The following is a 17563-nucleotide window of genomic DNA, read 5'->3' as shown; positions in this document are numbered from 1 at the left end:
ACTGATGATGCAAGGCGAAGCTTTGGGAGTGGGGACACATGGCGTTAATTGTGCAGAAATATGGGGGAACTTCGGTCGGAACGGTCGAACGAATTCAAGCCGTCGCGCAACGAGTGAAGAAAACCGTTGAGGCTGGAAATTCTGTGGTGGTCGTCGTTTCAGCGATGGGAAAAACGACGGATGGATTAGTCAAACTGGCAAACGATATTTCTGCCACTCCGAATCGTCGAGAGATGGATATGCTGCTGTCCACGGGAGAGCAAGTGTCGATCGCGCTTCTGAGTATGGCACTGCACGAAGCCGGACAGCCCGCCGTTTCGCTCACAGGCGCGCAGGTTGGAATCATTACCGAAACGCATCATACCCGCGCCCGAATTCTGAAAATTGCTACCGATCGCTTAGAACGCCATCTCAATCAAGGCGAAGTGGTCGTTGTTGCAGGCTTTCAAGGCATCAGCAGTACTGAAAATTGGGAAATTACAACGCTGGGTCGAGGCGGGTCTGACACATCAGCCGTTGCCTTGGCTGCTGCTCTCAGAGCTGATTTCTGTGAGATTTACACCGACGTTCCAGGCATTCTCACCGCCGATCCCCGATTGGTTGAAGACGCGCAACTGATGACGGAGATTACCTGCGATGAAATGTTAGAACTCGCGAGCCTGGGGGCGAAAGTTCTGCATCCGCGTGCTGTTGAAATTGCTCGAAATTATGGGATTCCCTTAGTTGTGCGATCGAGTTGGACAGATGATCCTGGAACCTGGGTGAGATCGCCTCAACCGCAGCCGCGCCCGCTCGAAGGTTTAGAAATTGCTCGTCCGGTTGATGCAGTTGAATTCGACACCGATCAAGCTAAAGTTGCCTTGCTTCGAGTTCCCGATCGTCCGGGTGTTGCCGCGAAATTATTTGGCGAGATTGCCTCTCAAAAGCTGGATGTCGATCTGATTATTCAATCGATTCACGAAGGCAACACGAATGATATTGCCTTCACGGTGGTTAAAAACTCTCTAACTCGCGCTGAAGCGGTTGCCAGTGCAATTATTCCGGCTCTAACCGCAGGCTATGCGATCAATCCAGAATCGGCTCCTGACGTGATGATTGAGCAAAATATTGCCAAAGTCACGATCGCGGGAGCAGGCATGATTGGTCGTCCGGGGATTGCCGCTCAAATGTTTTCAACTTTGGCAGAGGCTGGAATCAATATTCAAATGATTTCAACGTCGGAAGTGAAAGTCAGTTGTGTGGTGGATGAAGTGGATTGCGATCGCGCAATTTCTGCCCTCTGCCAAGTCTTTGAAATCTCACAATCTGGAGTCAAAGCATCGGCACAAGCTGCACCGAGTTCTGCTGCTGCTGTGCGAGGGGTTGCGTTAGATGTGAAGCAGGCACAAGTTGCAGTCCGCTACATTCCCGATCGTCCGGGCATGGCGGCAAAAATCTTCCAGCTTCTTGCCGGTCAGAACATCAGCGTCGATATGATCATTCAATCGCAGCGCTGCCGCATGGTGAATGGTGTGATGACACGTGATATTGCCTTTACCGTGGCGCAAATGGATGCGGATGCAGCGAAACAAACGCTTGAAGCTGCGCGATCGGAAATTGGCTATGGCGAGGTTGTGGTCGATAGCGCGATCGCAAAAGTCAGCATTGTCGGCTCTGGAATGGTCGGACAGCCCGGAGTTGCCGCTCGAATGTTCGAGGCACTCTTCAAGCACGAAATCAACATCCAAATGATTGCGACTTCTGAAATTAAAGTCAGTTGTGTCGTGTCAGAAGACCAAGGTGTGAAAGCACTGCAAGCGATTCATGCCGCATTTGAGCTGGCAGGAACTCAGAGAATTCAAGTCTCTGCATGACCCAAACGCCTCACGATCATTTTGCCAAGGCGTATTTGGAAGAACTGCTTTCTCCGATCGGGCAAGTCACACCCAATCTCCCAATTAAGGCGGAAACTCGCTACGCCGATATCTGGTTCGTTCCTGAATCCGTCGAGGAATCTGAACGATCCTACCTCGGCTTACTTGGAAAGCTGACCACTACGCCTTGTTTGATCGAACCCTTCCGAAATCCTGCTGACGAAGACCAAATTCTCGACTGCGTGGGCAAACTCATTTCCCTCCGTCGAGAACTGCTCCGCAAAGCCAACCGCGAAAAACGAACGATCCCCCCAGAGTTCATGCCTCGGCTTTGGATTCTGGTTCCTTCTGCTTCTGTCGAACTGCGTCGTGAATTTGGAGCCAATCGCCGAAAACGGACCTGGGAAAGTGGCATCTATCATCACCCAAATGCTTATCGCACTGGGTTAATTGTCCTGCATCAACTTCCACAGACTCCGGATACTTTATGGCTTCGGATTCTCGGTCGTGGACGATCGCAGAAAAAAGCGATTCAGGAATTCAATGCTCTGCCAGATGATCACCGAATGAAAGAGATCGTTCTGGAATTGTTAACTGAATGGCGCACTATGATAGAGCTACGGCGCAATCTGACTGAAGACGAGGAGGAACTATTTATGAATTTGTCCCCAATCTATCTACAGCGCAGACAGGAATGGCGAGAAGAAGGACGAGAGGAGGAACGTCGATCGACGATCGAGAGTCTGCTCATGTCGCGGTTTAACGCTCTAGATTCAGAACTGGCTGGAATTGTCGATCGGATTGCAACCTTGCCTCCGAACGAATTTACGCCAATCCTCTTATCCGCGTCACGAGAAGAATTGCTGCGTCAGTTTTCAACGATTAATTGAATGTGCCGAATCCCCGAATCTCACAGCAAAATGTTAGCCTAGAAGGGATTTTTGATGATGACACTCCGATGAACAAAGTTGTGGTAGGTCTATCCGGTGGGGTGGACAGTTCTGTTGCTGCTGCCACGTTGCACGATCAAGGCTATGACGTGGTGGGGCTGACCCTTTGGTTGATGAAAGGGAAAGGTCAGTGCTGCTCAGAAGGCATGGTCGATGCTGCAAAACTTTGTGAGGAGTTGGGCATCCCGCATCACATTGTGGATAGTCGGGATGTGTTTCAAGAAAACATCGTAGATTATCTGGTCGCAGGATATGGCGAAGGCATTACGCCCTTGCCTTGTTCGCAGTGCAATAAAGCCGTGAAATTTACTCCGATGCTGAAGTATGCGCGGGAGACTTTAGGCATTGAGAAAATCGCGACGGGTCACTATGCGCGAATTCGCTTCGATGAAACGACTGGGCGATATCAGTTGCTAAGAGCGATCGACCGATCCAAAGATCAATCCTACTTTCTCTACGATCTCGATCAAACCGTCCTGTCTCAAGTGCTGTTCCCCTTGGGTGAGAAGCACAAAACTGAAACGCGCCAAATTGCGGCGGGCTTTGGATTGCACACTGCCGATAAGCCAGAAAGCCAAGATCTCTGTCTTGTCGAAGCGAATGGCTCAATGCAGGCATTTCTCGATAAATACATTGCGCCTCGCCAAGGCGAAATTGTCGATCAATCGGGTAAAGTTCTCGGTCAGCATGAAGGGGTGCATCACTATACGATCGGGCAACGCAAAGGTTTAGGAATCGCGCACAGTGAACCTCTCTATGTGATCGGGTTGGATGCGGTGATGAATCGTGTGATTGTCGGAGAACGATCGCAGGCGCAAAACCCTGAATGTAATGTCTCGCGGATTAATTGGGTGTCGATCGCTCAACCAACAGCCCCAATTAAAGCAGAAGTACAAATTCGCTATCGCTCAACCGCGACTCCTGCAACGGTGATTCCTTTAGAAGGAAACCGCGTGCGGATTGTGTTTGATGAACCGCAATTTAGTATTACACCCGGTCAGGCGGCAGTTTGGTACGACGGTGAAGTGCTACTTGGCGGTGGAATTATTGAGCGCAGTTGAAGGAATGGCGCTAAACGGGATATCTCGAATCGCGTAATTTTGCCAGCCTTTTGCGTCAAAGTGCCACCATTCGGTCGCAAGCGGGATAAAACCCGCTTTCACCATCGCATCTTCGAGCGTTTGACGATTTTTGAGCACGTTTGCGGGCAGATTTTTATAGCTGCGAGACGCTCGATCGCTAAAATCATCAAATCCGGTCGGCATTGGTAATTCGTTTCCAGCGCGATCGACGAGCGTAAGATCAACTGCCATCCCCCGATTATGGCGCGATCCATAGGCTGGATTTGCCACAAAGCGATCGTCCGGTTTGATCGCCCAAAGTGCTCTCTGAATCGCTAAAGGGCGGTAGCAATCGTAAACTTTCAATCCTAATCCTTGCGCTTCTAAAGCAGTTTGAACTTGGGATAGCTGTTGTGCCGCTGCCGCGCGTAAAATACATCGCGCTTCAGGGTAAAGCTTTTGTTTGACAAAGTTATTTGTTGTTGCGTAGCGAATGTCGAGCGCAATCCGGGGATTAATCGATCGAATGTCAACGAGAACTGTTGGATTGAGTTGAACTGCTCGAACTGGGTTGTGAAGAAACAGCGCGATCGTCAAAGCGACAACGAACGTAAATAGAAATTGAATTCGAGAAACTTGCATGGCGAGGGCATAACCAACTAATTGATATGGATTCAGCGATCGTACTCAGAGTTCCCTACGGCTGAATGATTTGTTCACACCATTTAAGCACCGGGCAGGTCGCACAGTGAGGGCGTTTTCCAGTACAAATGTGTTTACCAAATGGAACCAGCAGTTGATTGATCTCGATCCAGTATTGTTTTGGCAACTTTGCTGTCAGCGCGATCGTTGTTTTTTCTGGCGTTTTAGTTTGCACGTATCCCCAGCGATTCGTAATTCGATGCACATGTGTATCGACGCTGATATAAGGCTGATGACAGGCAATTCCTAGTGCCAGATGCGCGCATTTCACCCCAATTCCTTTGAACTTGAGTAATACGTCTAAATCGGCTGGAAGTTCCCCCTGGTACTCTGTGAGAATTTGATGGGCGATCGTATGAATCTGCTGGGCTTTTTGCTCTGGGTAGGTACAGTCTTGAATTAAGGTTTGGATTTCTGCGATCGACAATTGAGCGATCTCTTCAGGCGTGCGCGCTCGCTCAAATAATCGCCGCGAAACGGGTAAACTCACCTCGTCGTAAGTCCGAACAGAAATCAAACAGCTAATCAATTGCTCAAACAACGATTGATAGCCATCTTCGTAGAGTTCAAACATGGCAGCTTTGGGAAATTCTTGCACTGCCTCACGAATTCGAGCTATGACCTGATCGATCTCAAACGGTTGTTTCGACATGTTTTGATAGTGCGGGTGTATTATGGAAGCCGATAGTCCATCGAACCATAATGCTCACATTACAAGGCAAAGTTATTTTAGGAATCGACCCTGCGATCGCAACGATCGGATATGGTGCAATTCAAGATGATCATGTCATCGATTACGGCGTAATTAAGACCGCCTCGACTTCGCTCATTTACGATCGCTTAAAGCAGATTCACGATGATATTCGCGAACTGTGTGAGTTGATCAAACCCGATGCAGTCGCTTTAGAAATGCCGTTTTTTACGCGTGAGACAACCTCTGCAAATAAGGTACTGCGCGCCTTAGGAGTGATTGAACTTGCTTTGGGAGAATATGGGCTAAATGAGCCAATTTTTTTACATCAATCGCAAGTGAAGGCTTCCGTTGCCAAATATGGCGCACAGAAATCAGAGATGCAGCAAGCGGTGATGATGATTTTTGGGTTATCTGAAATTCCTAAGCCAGATGATGCAGCAGATGGCTTAGCGATCGCGTTTGCTGCCCAATCGGGTGCGCGGGCAAATGTGAAATAGCTGCACAAAGGTCGAGGTTTCGATGGTACGCCTTTAGCAAAGTCGCAATTAGACAACGATTATTTGAGCAACTGCGAAATAATTTTACTAGCAGCTTGCTGAGTTTCTTTGAGTAAGCGCGGATCGACACTTTTATCACTCGGCGAATGGTAGTTTGGGTCTTTGCCTCGGAAAAAGAACAAGGTTGGAACTGCTTTTGCCTGAAAAGAAGCATGATCACTTCTGCCAAATCGACTCGATCTCACTTCTTCGCGCGTTGATTGCGTCGCTACCGCGCTTAAGGCTCCTGAACCATCAATCAATAAGCGATCGTTCACGCCAACCATGTCAAAATTGATCATTCCTTTCAAGCTCTTGAGCACCGCCGAGTCTAGTTGCTCGACAAACGCCTCTGAACCTTTCAGTCCATCTTCTTCGCCATCAAAGTTGATAAACCAAATTTGCTGCGCTTCAGTAGACTGAGCAAACTGACGTGCTAATGCCAAAATCACCGCAGTTCCAGAGGCATTATCATTGGCTCCGGGTGAGTTTTCTACTGAATCAAAATGTCCACCAATGATCAACTTGGGCTGCCTCACATCCGGCAAATGAGCAATGATATTCCGTCCGACTGCATTCGGGCGAGATTGCACATTCAGTGTTGCTTGTGCTTCAGTCGGTTGAGCGAGTAAGGGTGCACCATCTTTTCCAGAAATCGCGGCAGCAGGAATTGGAGAAGGTTGCATCAACATGCCGCGAACATTATCAGGTTGGTTATTGACAATCACAATCCCGATCGCGCCTGCTGCTGCTGCATGATCAATCTTCTGAGCAAATGTCAGCCCTCCACCCCGTCGAACCAGCGCGATCGCGCCTTTGACATTCACGGTTTGAAAGTCTTCAGATGTTCCATAATTTGGAACTATAACGAGCTTTCCAGAAGGATGACCCGATCGCGATCGCACCATTGCCCAAACTCGAATCGCAGTTCCATTGACGGTCAAATCAGAGCCGACATCTGCAAATTTCGGATAGCTGAAGGGTTGGATTTCAACTTGATAGCCTGCTTTGCGATACTCATTGACCAAAAATTCGCTAGCTCGTTCAGCAGCAGGCGATCCTGTGACCCGCGCTCCCATTGTGACTAAAGCTTGTACATCCGCAGTGAGTAAATCCGTTGCAAAATTTGGACTTCTCAAACTGAGGGAAAGCACGATCGTGAAAATTGCGATCGCAAGATTGAGCAAGGTGCGTCGCGACCTGAAAAGCATAGATACCTTATGAAGTTTGCGGAGTGGAGAGTGGGGGGATGGGGAGAAATAAATCAGACTCAGATTGCTGCTCCCTATCTCCCCAGCAGAGCTATTGCGCTGAACCACTGGGTTGCAGTCTAGCAAATCGATCTTTCATTTCAGAAGCACCAATTTGACGAACTTGGCGAGCAATCAGTGCATTAATTCCAGCAATGAAACTGAGTTGACCTAGCAGCGCGCTCAAAACTGCGAGGGGGGATACAACCTCGGGAGATACACTCCAAAGAAAAGGCGATGTGAGGAGCACAATGTCTCTAAGCGGGATCGAAATTAATCCTCTAGAAGAGAGGAGCGCAGCGAATGCAGGCGGAATCAAGAGCAAGATGGTAATCAACGCGATCGCAATAAAATTCCGTTTGGACGTTTTCTGAATGACCAGCCATTGCATGATTGCAGCATAAAGTGCAATCGTTATGAGGCTCATCAAGACCAAGATTGCGCTAAGTTGTGTGCTATGCCAGATTCGCTCCTGCCCAAATACAGAGATACCAAGCCAAAGAATTCCAGCGATCGCTAAATTCACCATCATTGCAAGTCCGGCTGGGCTGTGGTCATGAAACAACAGATCTTTCAAAAGTGACGATCGCGGCGATTGAGTGTGACGGTATCGCGCCCAATCCATGACCGTCTGACGTTGGGGGGAGAGAATTGCAGCCAAAGGTAGAAAAATCAGCAGATTCAGGACAATTGGGAGCAAGACGGTTCCGAATGCTTGGGGTGCATCAGTGCCCTTACTCACATACGTTTGAAAGCTCAGACCTAGCACTAAGCTTTGCAGATAAAAGACTAATCCATAGCTTTGACGCTTGTGCAAAATTGTGGTGCTAGGTTGATGGAAACATCGCGCTAAGCCTTGCCACACCCATCCATTGAGAATCGCAATATTCAAAAGCGTAAACAGATGTGCGATCGCTGTATTGTTGCTAATTGGTAAGCTAAACCAAAACCAACTTGAATCAGGAGAAGTGATATATAAAATTGGCGCTGTTAGTAAGGTTTTCCAGACCGTTTCTGAATTCCACATGATGTATCCTGGAACAAAAATAGCTCCAACCATCAACACATAGAAGATGGTTACACCTAGCGCCTGAGCAGATCGCTTGAGAGTCGATTTACTAAAAAAGCCAAAGAGCAAAGTAAAGCTAAAAATCAGATATGAGCCTGCTGCTAGCATCATGTAGAAACTGGGCAAAAAGCTGAGATTTCCCGCTCTTGATGTGACAAAAATATGTAAAGGCAGGAGAGATGCGATCGCACAATACACCAAAATCGGAACACCCAAGATTTTACCGAGTAAAATGCTTGATGCCGATCGTGGACTTAATCGCACAAAATCAAGCGTGCCTTGACGTTCCTCATTTTGCAAATCGCTGAGTAAGAAATACGTTCCTGAAAGCATTAAGACAAAGGGAATACAGGTATGCAACGCTTGTGCAAAGTGCTGCCACCACAGCATCCAATCAATCGCGAAAGTCTTGGCAGAAACATTCTCGGTGCAACCTTGAATAAACTCACCGCCGACCATGTGCCCACAGTAGGGATTATATTGATAGGCTTCTGGGGTTGGTAGTTGACCATAAAACCAGAGAAAGACGAGCACTTGAGCCACGATCGAGAGTGCGCCCACGATTAGAATATTGCGCCAAGTGAGCCGCCCTTTCAGTTCTCGTAAAAGTTGGGGGTTGAGATTACCAATTTGATCCAGCATAGTCATGATGCCTGTTGATGTCCAAGTTTGAGAAAAATCGTTTCGAGGTCTTCCTGTGTGCAGTGAAACTCGGTCAGCGGAATTCCGGCTTGAATCAGCGATCGTAGTAATTCAGCACTATTTTCTTGATTTCCAGAAAACGCGACTTTGAGTTGAGTCTCTGAGACAGGTTCAACAGATTGAATGAAGGGTGAATGTTTAAGTTCTCGTGTGAGATCATCTAATGATCCTAAAGTTGAGAGCAGAATTTGCTGCTGACTCAGACGAGCATATAAATCTTGAAGCGATGCACTCTCCACAAGATAACCTAATTCCATCATGCCGATCGACGTACACAATTCTGCTAGATCGCTCAACACATGTGAGGAAATCAGAATCGTCATGCCTGCGGATTGTAAGTTTTTAATAATTTCTCGAAACTGCATTCGAGCGATGGGATCAAGCCCTGAAACTGGCTCATCCAGAAGTAAAATCATCGGCTCATGCAGGACGGTACGCGCCAATCCTAAGCGCTGTTTCATCCCCCGTGAGAGCGTCGAGATCGGAGCCTTGTGCTTGTGAGTCAGTTGAACGAGTTCGAGCACTTCGTAGAGTCTTCGGGAGCGTCGCGGTTCACGCAGTCGATATAGCCGTGCAAAATAATCTAAATAATCCCAGACATTCAGGTCGTCATAGAGCGGAAAGTCGTCGGGAAGATAACCGAGATAGCGCTTAATCTCAGCAGTATTATGGCGATCGTAGCGCTGACCGTTGAAATGAATTTCGCCGATCGTGGGTTCTTCGATCAGCGCCAGCATCCGAATTAAGGTGGTCTTTCCGGCTCCGTTCGGTCCGATTAATCCGTAGACATCGCCGCTCGCAATGTCGAGATGGACATCACTCACGACGGGACGACGATCGAATCGTTTCGTTAAAGATTGTGTAGAAATTGCCAGCGATCGCTGAATCGGCGCAGAGAGTTGCGGACTTGCCATACGTCAACGTAAGTCATTTGAACGATAGCTTAACCTCAGAATTTTCAGATGCGGAATTTCTTTACAAAAAACGGGAGCATAATTATGCTCCCGTTAATTTTAAATCAGAAGAATTTGTCTATTTGCTAATAAATTCTTTAACACAACCCTGAACAATCATGTCCATCTCCGCAGGTGCAGGTTTGCCAGCGCCTAAATCCGCATCAATTTTCGCAAACTGCTCAAAGGTATACTGTTCTTGAAGGGCTTCGATGCTGCAAGCGCAAATTTGTTGCATAACTTCAGCCGGAATTCCTTTGCTGCTGCCTTGTTCAGTACAAGTGCTCGTGAAAGCTGCGACTGTTTCAGATGGATAAGCCGTTGCATTTTCCGCGTTTGCCTTGTGCATCGGTGCAAATGATGCGGTCATCAAGCCTAGAGCAATCACGAAGCGAGAGAGAGATTGGGAAGCGCGCATAGTTTTGAGATTGAGTAAAGATATTTCCGCATCGTCAATGCGGTGACCTTAAGATTCCCAAATCGCAAATGCGTTGACCTTGAGACTCTCGATATTCCAGCAGAAGCTTAATAAATCGCTTGCCTGTATGAACTTTTGATAGAGTTTTTGGGGTGCGAATCGGCGGCTGAGGCTTACTCCACGATCGCGTGAATATGCCAAGATGAAGACAGTGTTTACCAGAGTTTGCCGGATGTCTTTGACTGAGTTTGATGCGACGCTACAACGCTTGGGACAAGTCCGTTTCGCGCTCTTACGGCTGCATAAAGCCCTATTGGATGGAGAGCGGATGGGCTATGAGCAAGAACATGGACGAGTCACGAATACTGAGTTTTTTCGCTTAGTGCTGGAAGACCAGCGGTTTGCTTGGTTACGACCGATTTCGCAGTTCATTGTGCAGATTGATGAAGCGTTGGATGCGAAAGAACCGATCACGATGGAGCAAGCAAGCGAATTGTTAGCGCAGACAAAACAGCTTCTTCGTCCCGCTGTAACGGGATCGAATCTTGAGCAGAAGTATGACCAAGCGATTCAACGTGATCCCGATATTGCATTTCTACATGCAGAAATGATGAATATGTTGGTCGGTAACTAATGCTACTTTTGTCTTAGCGATCGTGTAGCTGAAGCTGGGTAAACTGAGTCGCCTTCTCAGTTCTTGCCTCAGTTATCTATGCTTTTACACGATCGCTTAAAACAGTTCTGGGGCTATTCTGAATTTCGTCCGCCTCAAGGTGAGATTGTTCAAACAATCTTGAACAATCAAGATGCGATGATTGTTCTCCCGACAGGCGGGGGTAAATCTCTATGTTTTCAACTGCCAGCAGTGATGCGAGCTGGATTAACGATCGTGGTATCTCCTCTCGTCGCTTTAATGGAGAATCAAGTTCAAGATTTGCAACAGCGCCGAATTCCAGCCGCATTGATACATAGTGAACTTCCAGCCGCAGAGCGTAAGCGGATTTTGAGCACGATCGCACGTTACCGTTTGCTTTATCTTTCTCCTGAAACGTTACTCAGTGCATCTGTTTGGCAACGATTGCTCGAAGTTAAAATTAACACGCTAATTGTTGATGAAGCGCATTGTTTAACCCAGTGGGGTGAGACATTTCGACCCGTTTACTATCGGCTTGGGGCGGTTCGAGCAGCCTTATCACACAATCGCGATCGTATTGCCATCGCAGCTTTCACTGCCACTGCGAATTCCTTAGCTCAAGCAACGATTGAACGGATTTTACAACTTGAAAAGCCGCAAATCTTCCGGCTTAGTCCATATCGTGCGAATTTGAATCTGCAAATTCAATCGGTTTCGACTCCGCGACAGCGCAGACAGAAATTACTAGCCGTAATCAATTCGCAGATGGGATCGGGTTTAGTTTATGTGCGATCGCGAAGCGAAAGTGAGGAGCTTGCAGAATGGCTCACACAACAAGGGCATCGAACCGGGGCATATCATGCTGGATTGAAATCCATCGATCGCCGATGCATTGAACAGGATTGGATCAGCGATCGTTTAAGGTTCGTCATTTGTACCTGTGCATTTGGCATGGGATTTAATGTACGATAGCAAGTACGTTAAATCGAGGTGGGTTTCGTGGATGGCGATCTAGGCTACGCAAGGGTTTCCAGCGATGAACAGGCAAAGGGACATAGCGTTGACAATCAGATTGCGCGGCTTAAAAAGTTCGGATGTACTCAGATTTGGGCGGATACTGAATCAGCTTATAAAAAAGGTGTGGTGCGTCCAGATTTTGAGGCAATGCTTGCTTATATTCAAACTGGAGCCGCAAGAGGCAAGCGTCTTTGTGTGACTGATATCGATCGACTAGCACGGAATGAGCTTAGATCATTTTGGGTTTTTGAATTGCTAGAAGAGCAGGATATTAAGTTAGTTAGTCTTGACCAACCCTACATTGATTTATCTGACCCTGATGGACGTGTCATGGCAGGGCAAGCAGTAATCCAAGCACGAGCATACAGTGCAAGATTGTCCAAACGAGTGAAGCAAGGACATCAACATCATCGCGATCGCAATGCAGCCTACTTTGCTCCATTTGGATATCGAAAAATAGGTGAGAGGTTTGAACTTGACCACAGACCCTATGTTTGCATTATTGAGACTCAAACCGAGCTAAGTCAGGCTGAAGTGGCGCGGGAATTAATTGAAAAGTTTTTGGAATACCGAACTGTTCGCCGGACTATTCTCTGGCTTAACGATAGATATGGAATCCGAACTTTCATTAAAGCTAAAACAGAAGGCGTTAAAGCAAATCGCAAACCAAAGCATAGTCTTAGCTTTAGTATTTCTGGCTTTGTTTCATGGCTGAATAATCCAATTCTACGAGGACATCTTGCTTATGGTCGGGCATATCATCAACGTCAACGTCATAAGCATCTCTGGGATATTCGCTATAACACTCATCCCGATCATCGTGTAATGAGCGATGAGGAGTATCAGGAGATTGAAGCGGTTCTGGATTGGAATTCAAAACATGGAGGATATGCCTACAAGACCGATTTAATTCACCCATTCACGGGATTGATCATTTGTGGAGAGTGTCGAGGACGATGTTCAGTTCAAAATTACCGACTTAGAACTGATCCAACAATTAGAAAATTCTCATTTCAATGTAAAAATTACCGGATGCGAACCTGTCTTCAGAAAACAAGTATCCGCCATGATGCGATCGAACCACTCGTAATCGAGGCTCTAATTCAACGGACTGAAGAGGTTACTCGACTTGCCGAACTACCTCCCAGCACTACTACTGATTCTCCGGAAATCCTATCATTACGTGCAGAGCTTTCCTTTTATCAATCTGCTCCAGGAGATCGAGCAGCCGGAATTGTAGAAGACCTAAAGCAACAGATTGAGCAATACCAGAAAGCCCAACAGAATATCACTTCTGAGCTTCTAACCAAGCGCGATTTATTACTTCAGGTATTTAGTGATCCGCTCTATTGGAAGACTCTCAATGATGAAGAGAAGCAGCAGATCTATCGGGCACTGATTGAAAAAATTGTGGTTCGTAATGGAGGGGTTGAGGAGATTATTTTGAAGGTTTAGGGCTGGAATAATTGCTTAGGAATTTCTCTTTGAACACTTTGCAGTGTGAGGGAATATCCTAACTGTCTCGCTTTTCGAGCAAGGTTTTCACTTGAGCCAAAAGTTTCAGCACTCCAGGTATTGTGGCAAATTGCCCAGTACGTTCTACTAGAGCCAGCGTTATAGCCATATATCTCGCTACCGGGATTCAAATAGTGGAGATAGATTAGGTCGTCAGAAGGCTGGCTAAACGCGACAAAAGGCTCACTCATTGAGCAATACACCCATTGCGTGGCTCTCTTGGTCGTGGTTTCTCTCGCTGTAAGCTTAGTCTCAACTTCAATTCTGTAGAGTTGGCTTAGCTCTCCACCTAATTGATTCTGATGAACTAATTTCTTACTGATTAGCGATGATTCCCAACAAGTTCCTTGACGGCAGCTTTGATCAAGAACCTGTTTAGTTTGGGCGATCGCGGGAAGAGAAGCAGTCAGAATACTCAGAAGGGTGAGGGATTTGAGAATACTCATCATAAGACTATGGGGATGAAAACACTATTATTCACGATTACAACTCATAGCTTTCGGGACAAAATTCAATTCTTTGTTTCAGTTTCATCCTTCCAGCCGCACTCACATTCAGCGATCGACTCAGCGAGTTTTTGACCACAGCGAGGACATTTCCCAGTGAAGAGAGGATGCCACATCAGTAGTTCGAGTTTCTCGGCTTTGGTGAAGCGGTCTGGAGGTTGAGAGATTGGTTCTCCAGCGTAGAAGGAAGAGTATTGATCAGGCATTATTGTTGTCTCTATTAATGAAGTAATCCATGAATTTTGAAAATTCGTTCTGTTCAATGACTCCAAGCTCTAAAGCTGTTTGAATATATCCTCGTGCTTCTGATTCAGTAGTTTGGGAATTCGCCAATTTCATCTTCAGCTTCTTGCGGCGATTTCTTCTCCAGGAGCGTCCCCGATTTTCAGAATTATTAGGCTGAACAGGAGGTGTCTTCTTCGTAGGTCGCTGAGCATCGCTAGGGGGTTGAACTGGAGAACGAGATTGAACAGTTGGAGGATTCTTTGGCGGTTGAGTATTGAAGGTTTGAGAATTTGGAGCAGGTGGAGTGGGTAAGCTAGAACGGTCTTGTTGCTGAGAACGCACTCGTCTTGATGATTCGGCTTGAGAGCGCCGTTGTCTCATTGATTCAGTAAGGCGATTTAGTAATTCATCTGGTGTAAGGGTACTACCTGAAGCAGGGGAAATTCCAGAAGTACGTGGTACTGATTGCGGAAAATTTCTGCATTCGTATCCTCTATCTCTTACCCGATTAAGAGCCATCTCTGCTGCCTCTGTATAAGTCCATTGAGGCATTGATACCAAGTCTGGAACATTTTCAAATTGAGCGGGGATAGTTGGATCGCCAGTTAGACTTGCGATCGTTTTAGCTACTTCTTTACAGCAACTTTCAGACGCACAAACAACCTGCTCCTCGCTAAATCGAATGACAATCCCACCTCTTCTGAGAAAGAATTGATCACGTCGAGCATCTTTCTCTCCATTCAATTCATGAGTTGGCTGACCAGAGTAGTAGTCATATGGCTCATCTACCTCAATGTCGATGTAGAGTCCTAAAGTAGTATCAATGTACGTTATATCTGGGCTGTAAGGATATTCGTAGTTCGGAATCGATACTGTTAGTCTCGTATAGATTCTGCCATGAAAAAAATGCTCTAAACGATGCCGTAATCTATGCTCATTCGCTCCTTCAATCGCCCTACTGTCTTCTCCATCGTGCGGAAGAGTATGCTTCAACACCTCACAAAGGCGTTTTCGCCTAAATGCTACAACCTTCTCTGGCTGCCGATATTCAGCTTTTAGCCGTATTAATTTTTGCTTATGCGCTTCCAAATCAAGTTGATGCTGCCTCCTGCGTGCAGGCATTGCATCTAATTCTTCTTGGTAGCCCCGTTTTCGCTGCTCGAATCTGACTAGATCTTGCTGATATTTCTGTTCAATTTGAGGGAAAGAATTGTCAAGCCACTGTTCATACCAAATCCAGGCTACTGTCAGAACAACAACAGAGAAAATCCCTAAACTTACGTTGATAGAAAAAAACAATAGACTAGTGATTATCCCTATCCAGATTACTTGCTGTAACTCAAGCTTTGTAGGTTTTGTAGGAGGTACTGGGGCTATTGGGTCTTTAGGTGATTCCGGTTCATGAATTGTAGGCAGTGGTGGAAACTCCATAGTGATCTGTTTTAGCGCACGGGGAATTAGAACGATCGGAAATTTACTCATCAGAAATTTTTGCTCTCTAAATCAAGTAGATATCAATCATTTGCAAATCACTGAGTAGTGCTTCATACTGCAATACTGCAATAAAATCAGGAATAATACGGTCAGATTAATCTTTAATTCAGATATGGCAGTCCTCATTCCAGCATTTAGTAGTTGTTCGCAACGTATGACCTCTGGTGAACGGAGATTTGCTCAACGCTTAGAAGAGAAGCTAGATGAGGATTATTTGCTCTGGTATGACGTACCGATCGGAAATAAGCGACTAAGACCCGATTTCGTCATCCTGCATCCAAGTAGAGGTTTGTTTGTACTGGAGGTAAAGGATTGGAAACTCAACACTCTTCGTAGTGTCAATCCTGATCGCGTGACCTTGCTCGTAGACGGGCAAGAAACTGAAGTTACTCATCCTCTCGAACAAGCAAGAAAGTATTTACTGGAAACCGTTAATTGCCTGAAACGCGATCCATTGCTGAAACAAGCAGAAGGACGATATCGAGGTAGTTTAGTCTTTCCCTACAGCTATGGAGCCGTTTTAACAAATATCACTCGACAGCAACTTGAATCGATCGAAGGCTTTCAGGAAGTGTTTGAGCCGCATCTCATCATTTGTCAGGATGAGATGTATGAGAGTGTAGATGCTGGAAAGTTTCAGGAGCAACTTTGGAATCTTTGTACTTATGAATTCGGGGAACCGCTAACTTCAACTCAAATCGATCGAGTGCGCTGGCACATTTTCCCAGAAGTTCGGATCTCTGCACCTCAGCAGTCTGAATCAACTCACTCGGAAGAAGTTGAAGAACAGGTTGCAATTCCTGACATTATTCGAGTGATGGACATTCAGCAAGAACAGCTTGCTCGCAGCCTTGGAGATGGGCATCGTGTCATTCATGGAGTCGCGGGTTCTGGGAAGACCTTGATTCTTGCTTACCGTTGTGAGTTTCTTGTTCAACAGACCACGAAGCCGATCCTTGTCCTCTGCTTCAATGTTTCATTAGCTGCAAAACTGAGACACATGCTGCATGAGAAAGGAATTGGCAGCGATCGGGTTACGGTATGCAATTTTCATCGCTGGTGCAGTGATCAACTCTGGCAACATCGGATTCAGAAACCTAGCTACAATCAGTTTCGTGGTGAAGCTTATCCAAAAGAATTAGTGCGGCGAGTGATTGAAGCCGTCGATCAAGGCAGAATTCCTGCTGGCAGATATGGAGCAGTGATGATCGACGAAGGACATGACTTTGAGCCGGAATGGTTAAAGCTAGTAGTCCAAATGGTTGATCCCGAAACTAAATCATTGCTCTTGCTCTATGACGATGCTCAAAATATCTATGAAACCCCAGGTAAGAAATTCAGTTTAAGCAGTGTTGGGATTGAAGCAAGAGGTAGAACAAAGATCCTTAAAATCAATTACCGCAATACTCAAGATGTTCTGAATCTCGCTTATGAGTTTGCTAGAGAAGTCATGATGCCGACTTCTAACCCAGATGAGGATATACCTGTACTGGTTGAGCCTGAAAGTGCAGGTCGGAGAGGCAGCAAACCTCAATTGATTCGACTTCCCAGTTTTAGAAAAGAGACGGAATATTTGATCGATCGCGCGAAAAGCTTCAATGCTCAAGGAATTGCCTGGAACGAAATGGCGATCGTCTACCGCTCTAAATTCATGGGTGAAAATATTTACAGTGAGTTTGAACAGGTTGGCATTCCGATCGAATGGGTGAATCAGGACAGTGAGAGCCGCAATTATGATCCCGCTGCTCAAAGCATTAAATTAGTAACAATGCACTCTAGCAAGGGATTAGAATTCCCGGTGGTCTTCGTTCCGGGTGTGGGATTCATGCCAACTAGAGATCGATCCCCTGAAGAAGAGGCGAGATTGCTTTATGTAGCAATGACAAGAGCGATCGATGAATTGGTGATGACGTGCGATCGAGAGTCAGAATTTACTCAACGAGTTCAAATAGCTTTAGCAAGAGTGTGAGATAGTTAGGCGAAT

The 17563-nt window shown here is 46.4% G+C and carries 17 protein-coding genes; 8 read left to right on the top strand and 9 right to left on the bottom strand.

The features are described 5' to 3' along the window. Positions 1 to 38 precede the first annotated feature (38 nt). The 3 genes from J0L70_RS11440 to mnmA are packed head-to-tail and all read left to right on the top strand — an operon-like array spanning position 39 to position 3864. On the top strand, positions 39 to 1853 hold the full coding sequence (locus tag J0L70_RS11440) for an aspartate kinase (RefSeq protein ID WP_017286021.1): 1815 nt from the start codon (positions 39 to 41) through the stop codon (positions 1851 to 1853). Further along, positions 1850 to 2743, top strand: coding sequence for a flagellar assembly protein H (locus J0L70_RS11435; RefSeq protein WP_287454627.1), 894 nt, complete (start codon positions 1850 to 1852; stop codon positions 2741 to 2743). The genes J0L70_RS11440 and J0L70_RS11435 overlap by 4 nt, the downstream gene beginning before the upstream one ends. A gap of 2 nt (positions 2744 to 2745) precedes the next feature. After that, positions 2746 to 3864: a tRNA 2-thiouridine(34) synthase MnmA gene (mnmA, locus tag J0L70_RS11430; RefSeq protein ID WP_317135180.1), complete on the top strand. Its 1119-nt coding sequence runs from the start codon at positions 2746 to 2748 to the stop codon at positions 3862 to 3864. On the opposite strand, the gene J0L70_RS11425 is transcribed toward mnmA, so the two are convergent. Together J0L70_RS11425 and J0L70_RS11420 are read right to left on the bottom strand one after the other, a co-directional pair. Beyond that, the gene (locus J0L70_RS11425; RefSeq protein WP_287454626.1) at positions 3832 to 4506 is read right to left on the bottom strand and encodes a M15 family metallopeptidase; all 675 of its coding nucleotides are present in this window, start codon (positions 4504 to 4506) and stop codon (positions 3832 to 3834) included. The two genes, mnmA and J0L70_RS11425, sit on opposite strands and share 33 nt — an antisense overlap. A gap of 55 nt (positions 4507 to 4561) precedes the next feature. Next, the gene (locus tag J0L70_RS11420; RefSeq protein ID WP_287454625.1) at positions 4562 to 5218 is read right to left on the bottom strand and encodes an endonuclease III domain-containing protein; all 657 of its coding nucleotides are present in this window, start codon (positions 5216 to 5218) and stop codon (positions 4562 to 4564) included. Positions 5219 to 5268: 50 nt separating this feature from the next. Here J0L70_RS11420 and J0L70_RS11415 point away from each other — a divergent pair, with 50 nt between their 5' ends. Beyond that, a complete protein-coding gene (locus J0L70_RS11415) occupies positions 5269 to 5757 on the top strand; it encodes a crossover junction endodeoxyribonuclease RuvC (RefSeq protein ID WP_017286026.1) in 489 nt (162 codons plus the stop codon). Positions 5758 to 5816: 59 nt separating this feature from the next. Here the strand turns inward: J0L70_RS11415 and J0L70_RS11410 are convergent, their stop codons facing one another. From J0L70_RS11410 to J0L70_RS11395, 4 genes are all read right to left on the bottom strand, one after another. After that, positions 5817 to 7007, bottom strand: a complete 1191-nt coding sequence (locus tag J0L70_RS11410; protein ID WP_287454624.1) for a M28 family metallopeptidase — start codon at positions 7005 to 7007, stop codon at positions 5817 to 5819. Between the two features lie 91 nt (positions 7008 to 7098). Further along, positions 7099 to 8757, bottom strand: coding sequence for a hypothetical protein (locus tag J0L70_RS11405; RefSeq protein WP_287454622.1), 1659 nt, complete (start codon positions 8755 to 8757; stop codon positions 7099 to 7101). A gap of 2 nt (positions 8758 to 8759) precedes the next feature. Next, a complete protein-coding gene (locus tag J0L70_RS11400; protein WP_287454620.1) occupies positions 8760 to 9731 on the bottom strand; it encodes an ABC transporter ATP-binding protein in 972 nt (323 codons plus the stop codon). Between the two features lie 118 nt (positions 9732 to 9849). Then, entirely contained in the window at positions 9850 to 10188 is a 339-nt protein-coding gene (locus tag J0L70_RS11395) for a hypothetical protein (RefSeq protein WP_287454619.1), read from the bottom strand. 232 nt (positions 10189 to 10420) lie between these two features. Between J0L70_RS11395 and J0L70_RS11390 the strand changes: the two genes are divergently transcribed. The 3 genes from J0L70_RS11390 (at position 10421) to xisF (ending at position 13294) form a co-directional block, all read left to right on the top strand. Beyond that, positions 10421 to 10822, top strand: a complete 402-nt coding sequence (locus J0L70_RS11390; RefSeq protein ID WP_017286031.1) for a hypothetical protein — start codon at positions 10421 to 10423, stop codon at positions 10820 to 10822. Between the two features lie 63 nt (positions 10823 to 10885). Further along, complete coding sequence (locus tag J0L70_RS11385; protein WP_287454617.1) at positions 10886 to 11794, top strand: RecQ family ATP-dependent DNA helicase; 909 nt, start codon at positions 10886 to 10888, stop codon at positions 11792 to 11794. Between the two features lie 18 nt (positions 11795 to 11812). Next, positions 11813 to 13294: a fdxN element excision recombinase XisF gene (gene xisF, locus J0L70_RS11380; protein WP_287454616.1), complete on the top strand. Its 1482-nt coding sequence runs from the start codon at positions 11813 to 11815 to the stop codon at positions 13292 to 13294. On the opposite strand, the gene J0L70_RS11375 is transcribed toward xisF, so the two are convergent. From J0L70_RS11375 to J0L70_RS11365, 3 genes are all read right to left on the bottom strand, one after another. Further along, positions 13291 to 13803, bottom strand: coding sequence for a hypothetical protein (locus J0L70_RS11375; RefSeq protein WP_287454615.1), 513 nt, complete (start codon positions 13801 to 13803; stop codon positions 13291 to 13293). The two genes, xisF and J0L70_RS11375, sit on opposite strands and share 4 nt — an antisense overlap. A gap of 62 nt (positions 13804 to 13865) precedes the next feature. Next, complete coding sequence (locus J0L70_RS11370; protein ID WP_287454614.1) at positions 13866 to 14066, bottom strand: hypothetical protein; 201 nt, start codon at positions 14064 to 14066, stop codon at positions 13866 to 13868. Further along, positions 14059 to 15207, bottom strand: a complete 1149-nt coding sequence (locus J0L70_RS11365) for a hypothetical protein (RefSeq protein WP_287454612.1) — start codon at positions 15205 to 15207, stop codon at positions 14059 to 14061. Before J0L70_RS11365 ends, J0L70_RS11370 begins: the two co-directional genes overlap by 8 nt. Before the next feature lie 484 nt (positions 15208 to 15691). Here J0L70_RS11365 and J0L70_RS11360 point away from each other — a divergent pair, with 484 nt between their 5' ends. After that, positions 15692 to 17548 (top strand): 3'-5' exonuclease, encoded by a 1857-nt coding sequence (locus tag J0L70_RS11360; RefSeq protein WP_287454611.1) that lies wholly within the window; start codon positions 15692 to 15694, stop codon positions 17546 to 17548. Positions 17549 to 17563: the final 15 nt, after the last annotated feature.

It is taken from the genome of Leptolyngbya sp. UWPOB_LEPTO1 (assembly GCF_017302695.1).
GTDB lineage: Bacteria > Cyanobacteriota > Cyanobacteriia > Leptolyngbyales > Leptolyngbyaceae > Leptolyngbya > Leptolyngbya boryana.
The sequence above is the reverse complement of the archived record's forward strand: the minus strand, read 5'-3'. Positions and strand labels throughout refer to the sequence as shown.

Bases quoted from the DNA above. Each gene is read 5' to 3' on its own strand.
- J0L70_RS11440 (WP_017286021.1), top strand. From the start codon at position 39: ATGGCGTTAATTGTGCAGAAATATGGGGGAACTTCGGTCGGAACGGTC.
- J0L70_RS11435 (WP_287454627.1), top strand. From the start codon at position 1,850: ATGACCCAAACGCCTCACGATCATTTTGCCAAGGCGTATTTGGAAGAA.
- J0L70_RS11425 (WP_287454626.1), bottom strand. From the start codon at position 4,506: ATGCAAGTTTCTCGAATTCAATTTCTATTTACGTTCGTTGTCGCTTTG.
- J0L70_RS11420 (WP_287454625.1), bottom strand. From the start codon at position 5,218: ATGTCGAAACAACCGTTTGAGATCGATCAGGTCATAGCTCGAATTCGT.
- J0L70_RS11415 (WP_017286026.1), top strand. From the start codon at position 5,269: ATGCTCACATTACAAGGCAAAGTTATTTTAGGAATCGACCCTGCGATC.
- J0L70_RS11410 (WP_287454624.1), bottom strand. From the start codon at position 7,007: ATGCTTTTCAGGTCGCGACGCACCTTGCTCAATCTTGCGATCGCAATT.
- J0L70_RS11405 (WP_287454622.1), bottom strand. From the start codon at position 8,757: ATGCTGGATCAAATTGGTAATCTCAACCCCCAACTTTTACGAGAACTG.
- J0L70_RS11400 (WP_287454620.1), bottom strand. From the start codon at position 9,731: ATGGCAAGTCCGCAACTCTCTGCGCCGATTCAGCGATCGCTGGCAATT.
- J0L70_RS11395 (WP_287454619.1), bottom strand. From the start codon at position 10,188: ATGCGCGCTTCCCAATCTCTCTCTCGCTTCGTGATTGCTCTAGGCTTG.
- J0L70_RS11390 (WP_017286031.1), top strand. From the start codon at position 10,421: ATGTCTTTGACTGAGTTTGATGCGACGCTACAACGCTTGGGACAAGTC.
- J0L70_RS11375 (WP_287454615.1), bottom strand. From the start codon at position 13,803: ATGATGAGTATTCTCAAATCCCTCACCCTTCTGAGTATTCTGACTGCT.
- J0L70_RS11370 (WP_287454614.1), bottom strand. From the start codon at position 14,066: ATGCCTGATCAATACTCTTCCTTCTACGCTGGAGAACCAATCTCTCAA.
- J0L70_RS11365 (WP_287454612.1), bottom strand. From the start codon at position 15,207: ATGCCTGCACGCAGGAGGCAGCATCAACTTGATTTGGAAGCGCATAAG.
- J0L70_RS11360 (WP_287454611.1), top strand. From the start codon at position 15,692: ATGGCAGTCCTCATTCCAGCATTTAGTAGTTGTTCGCAACGTATGACC.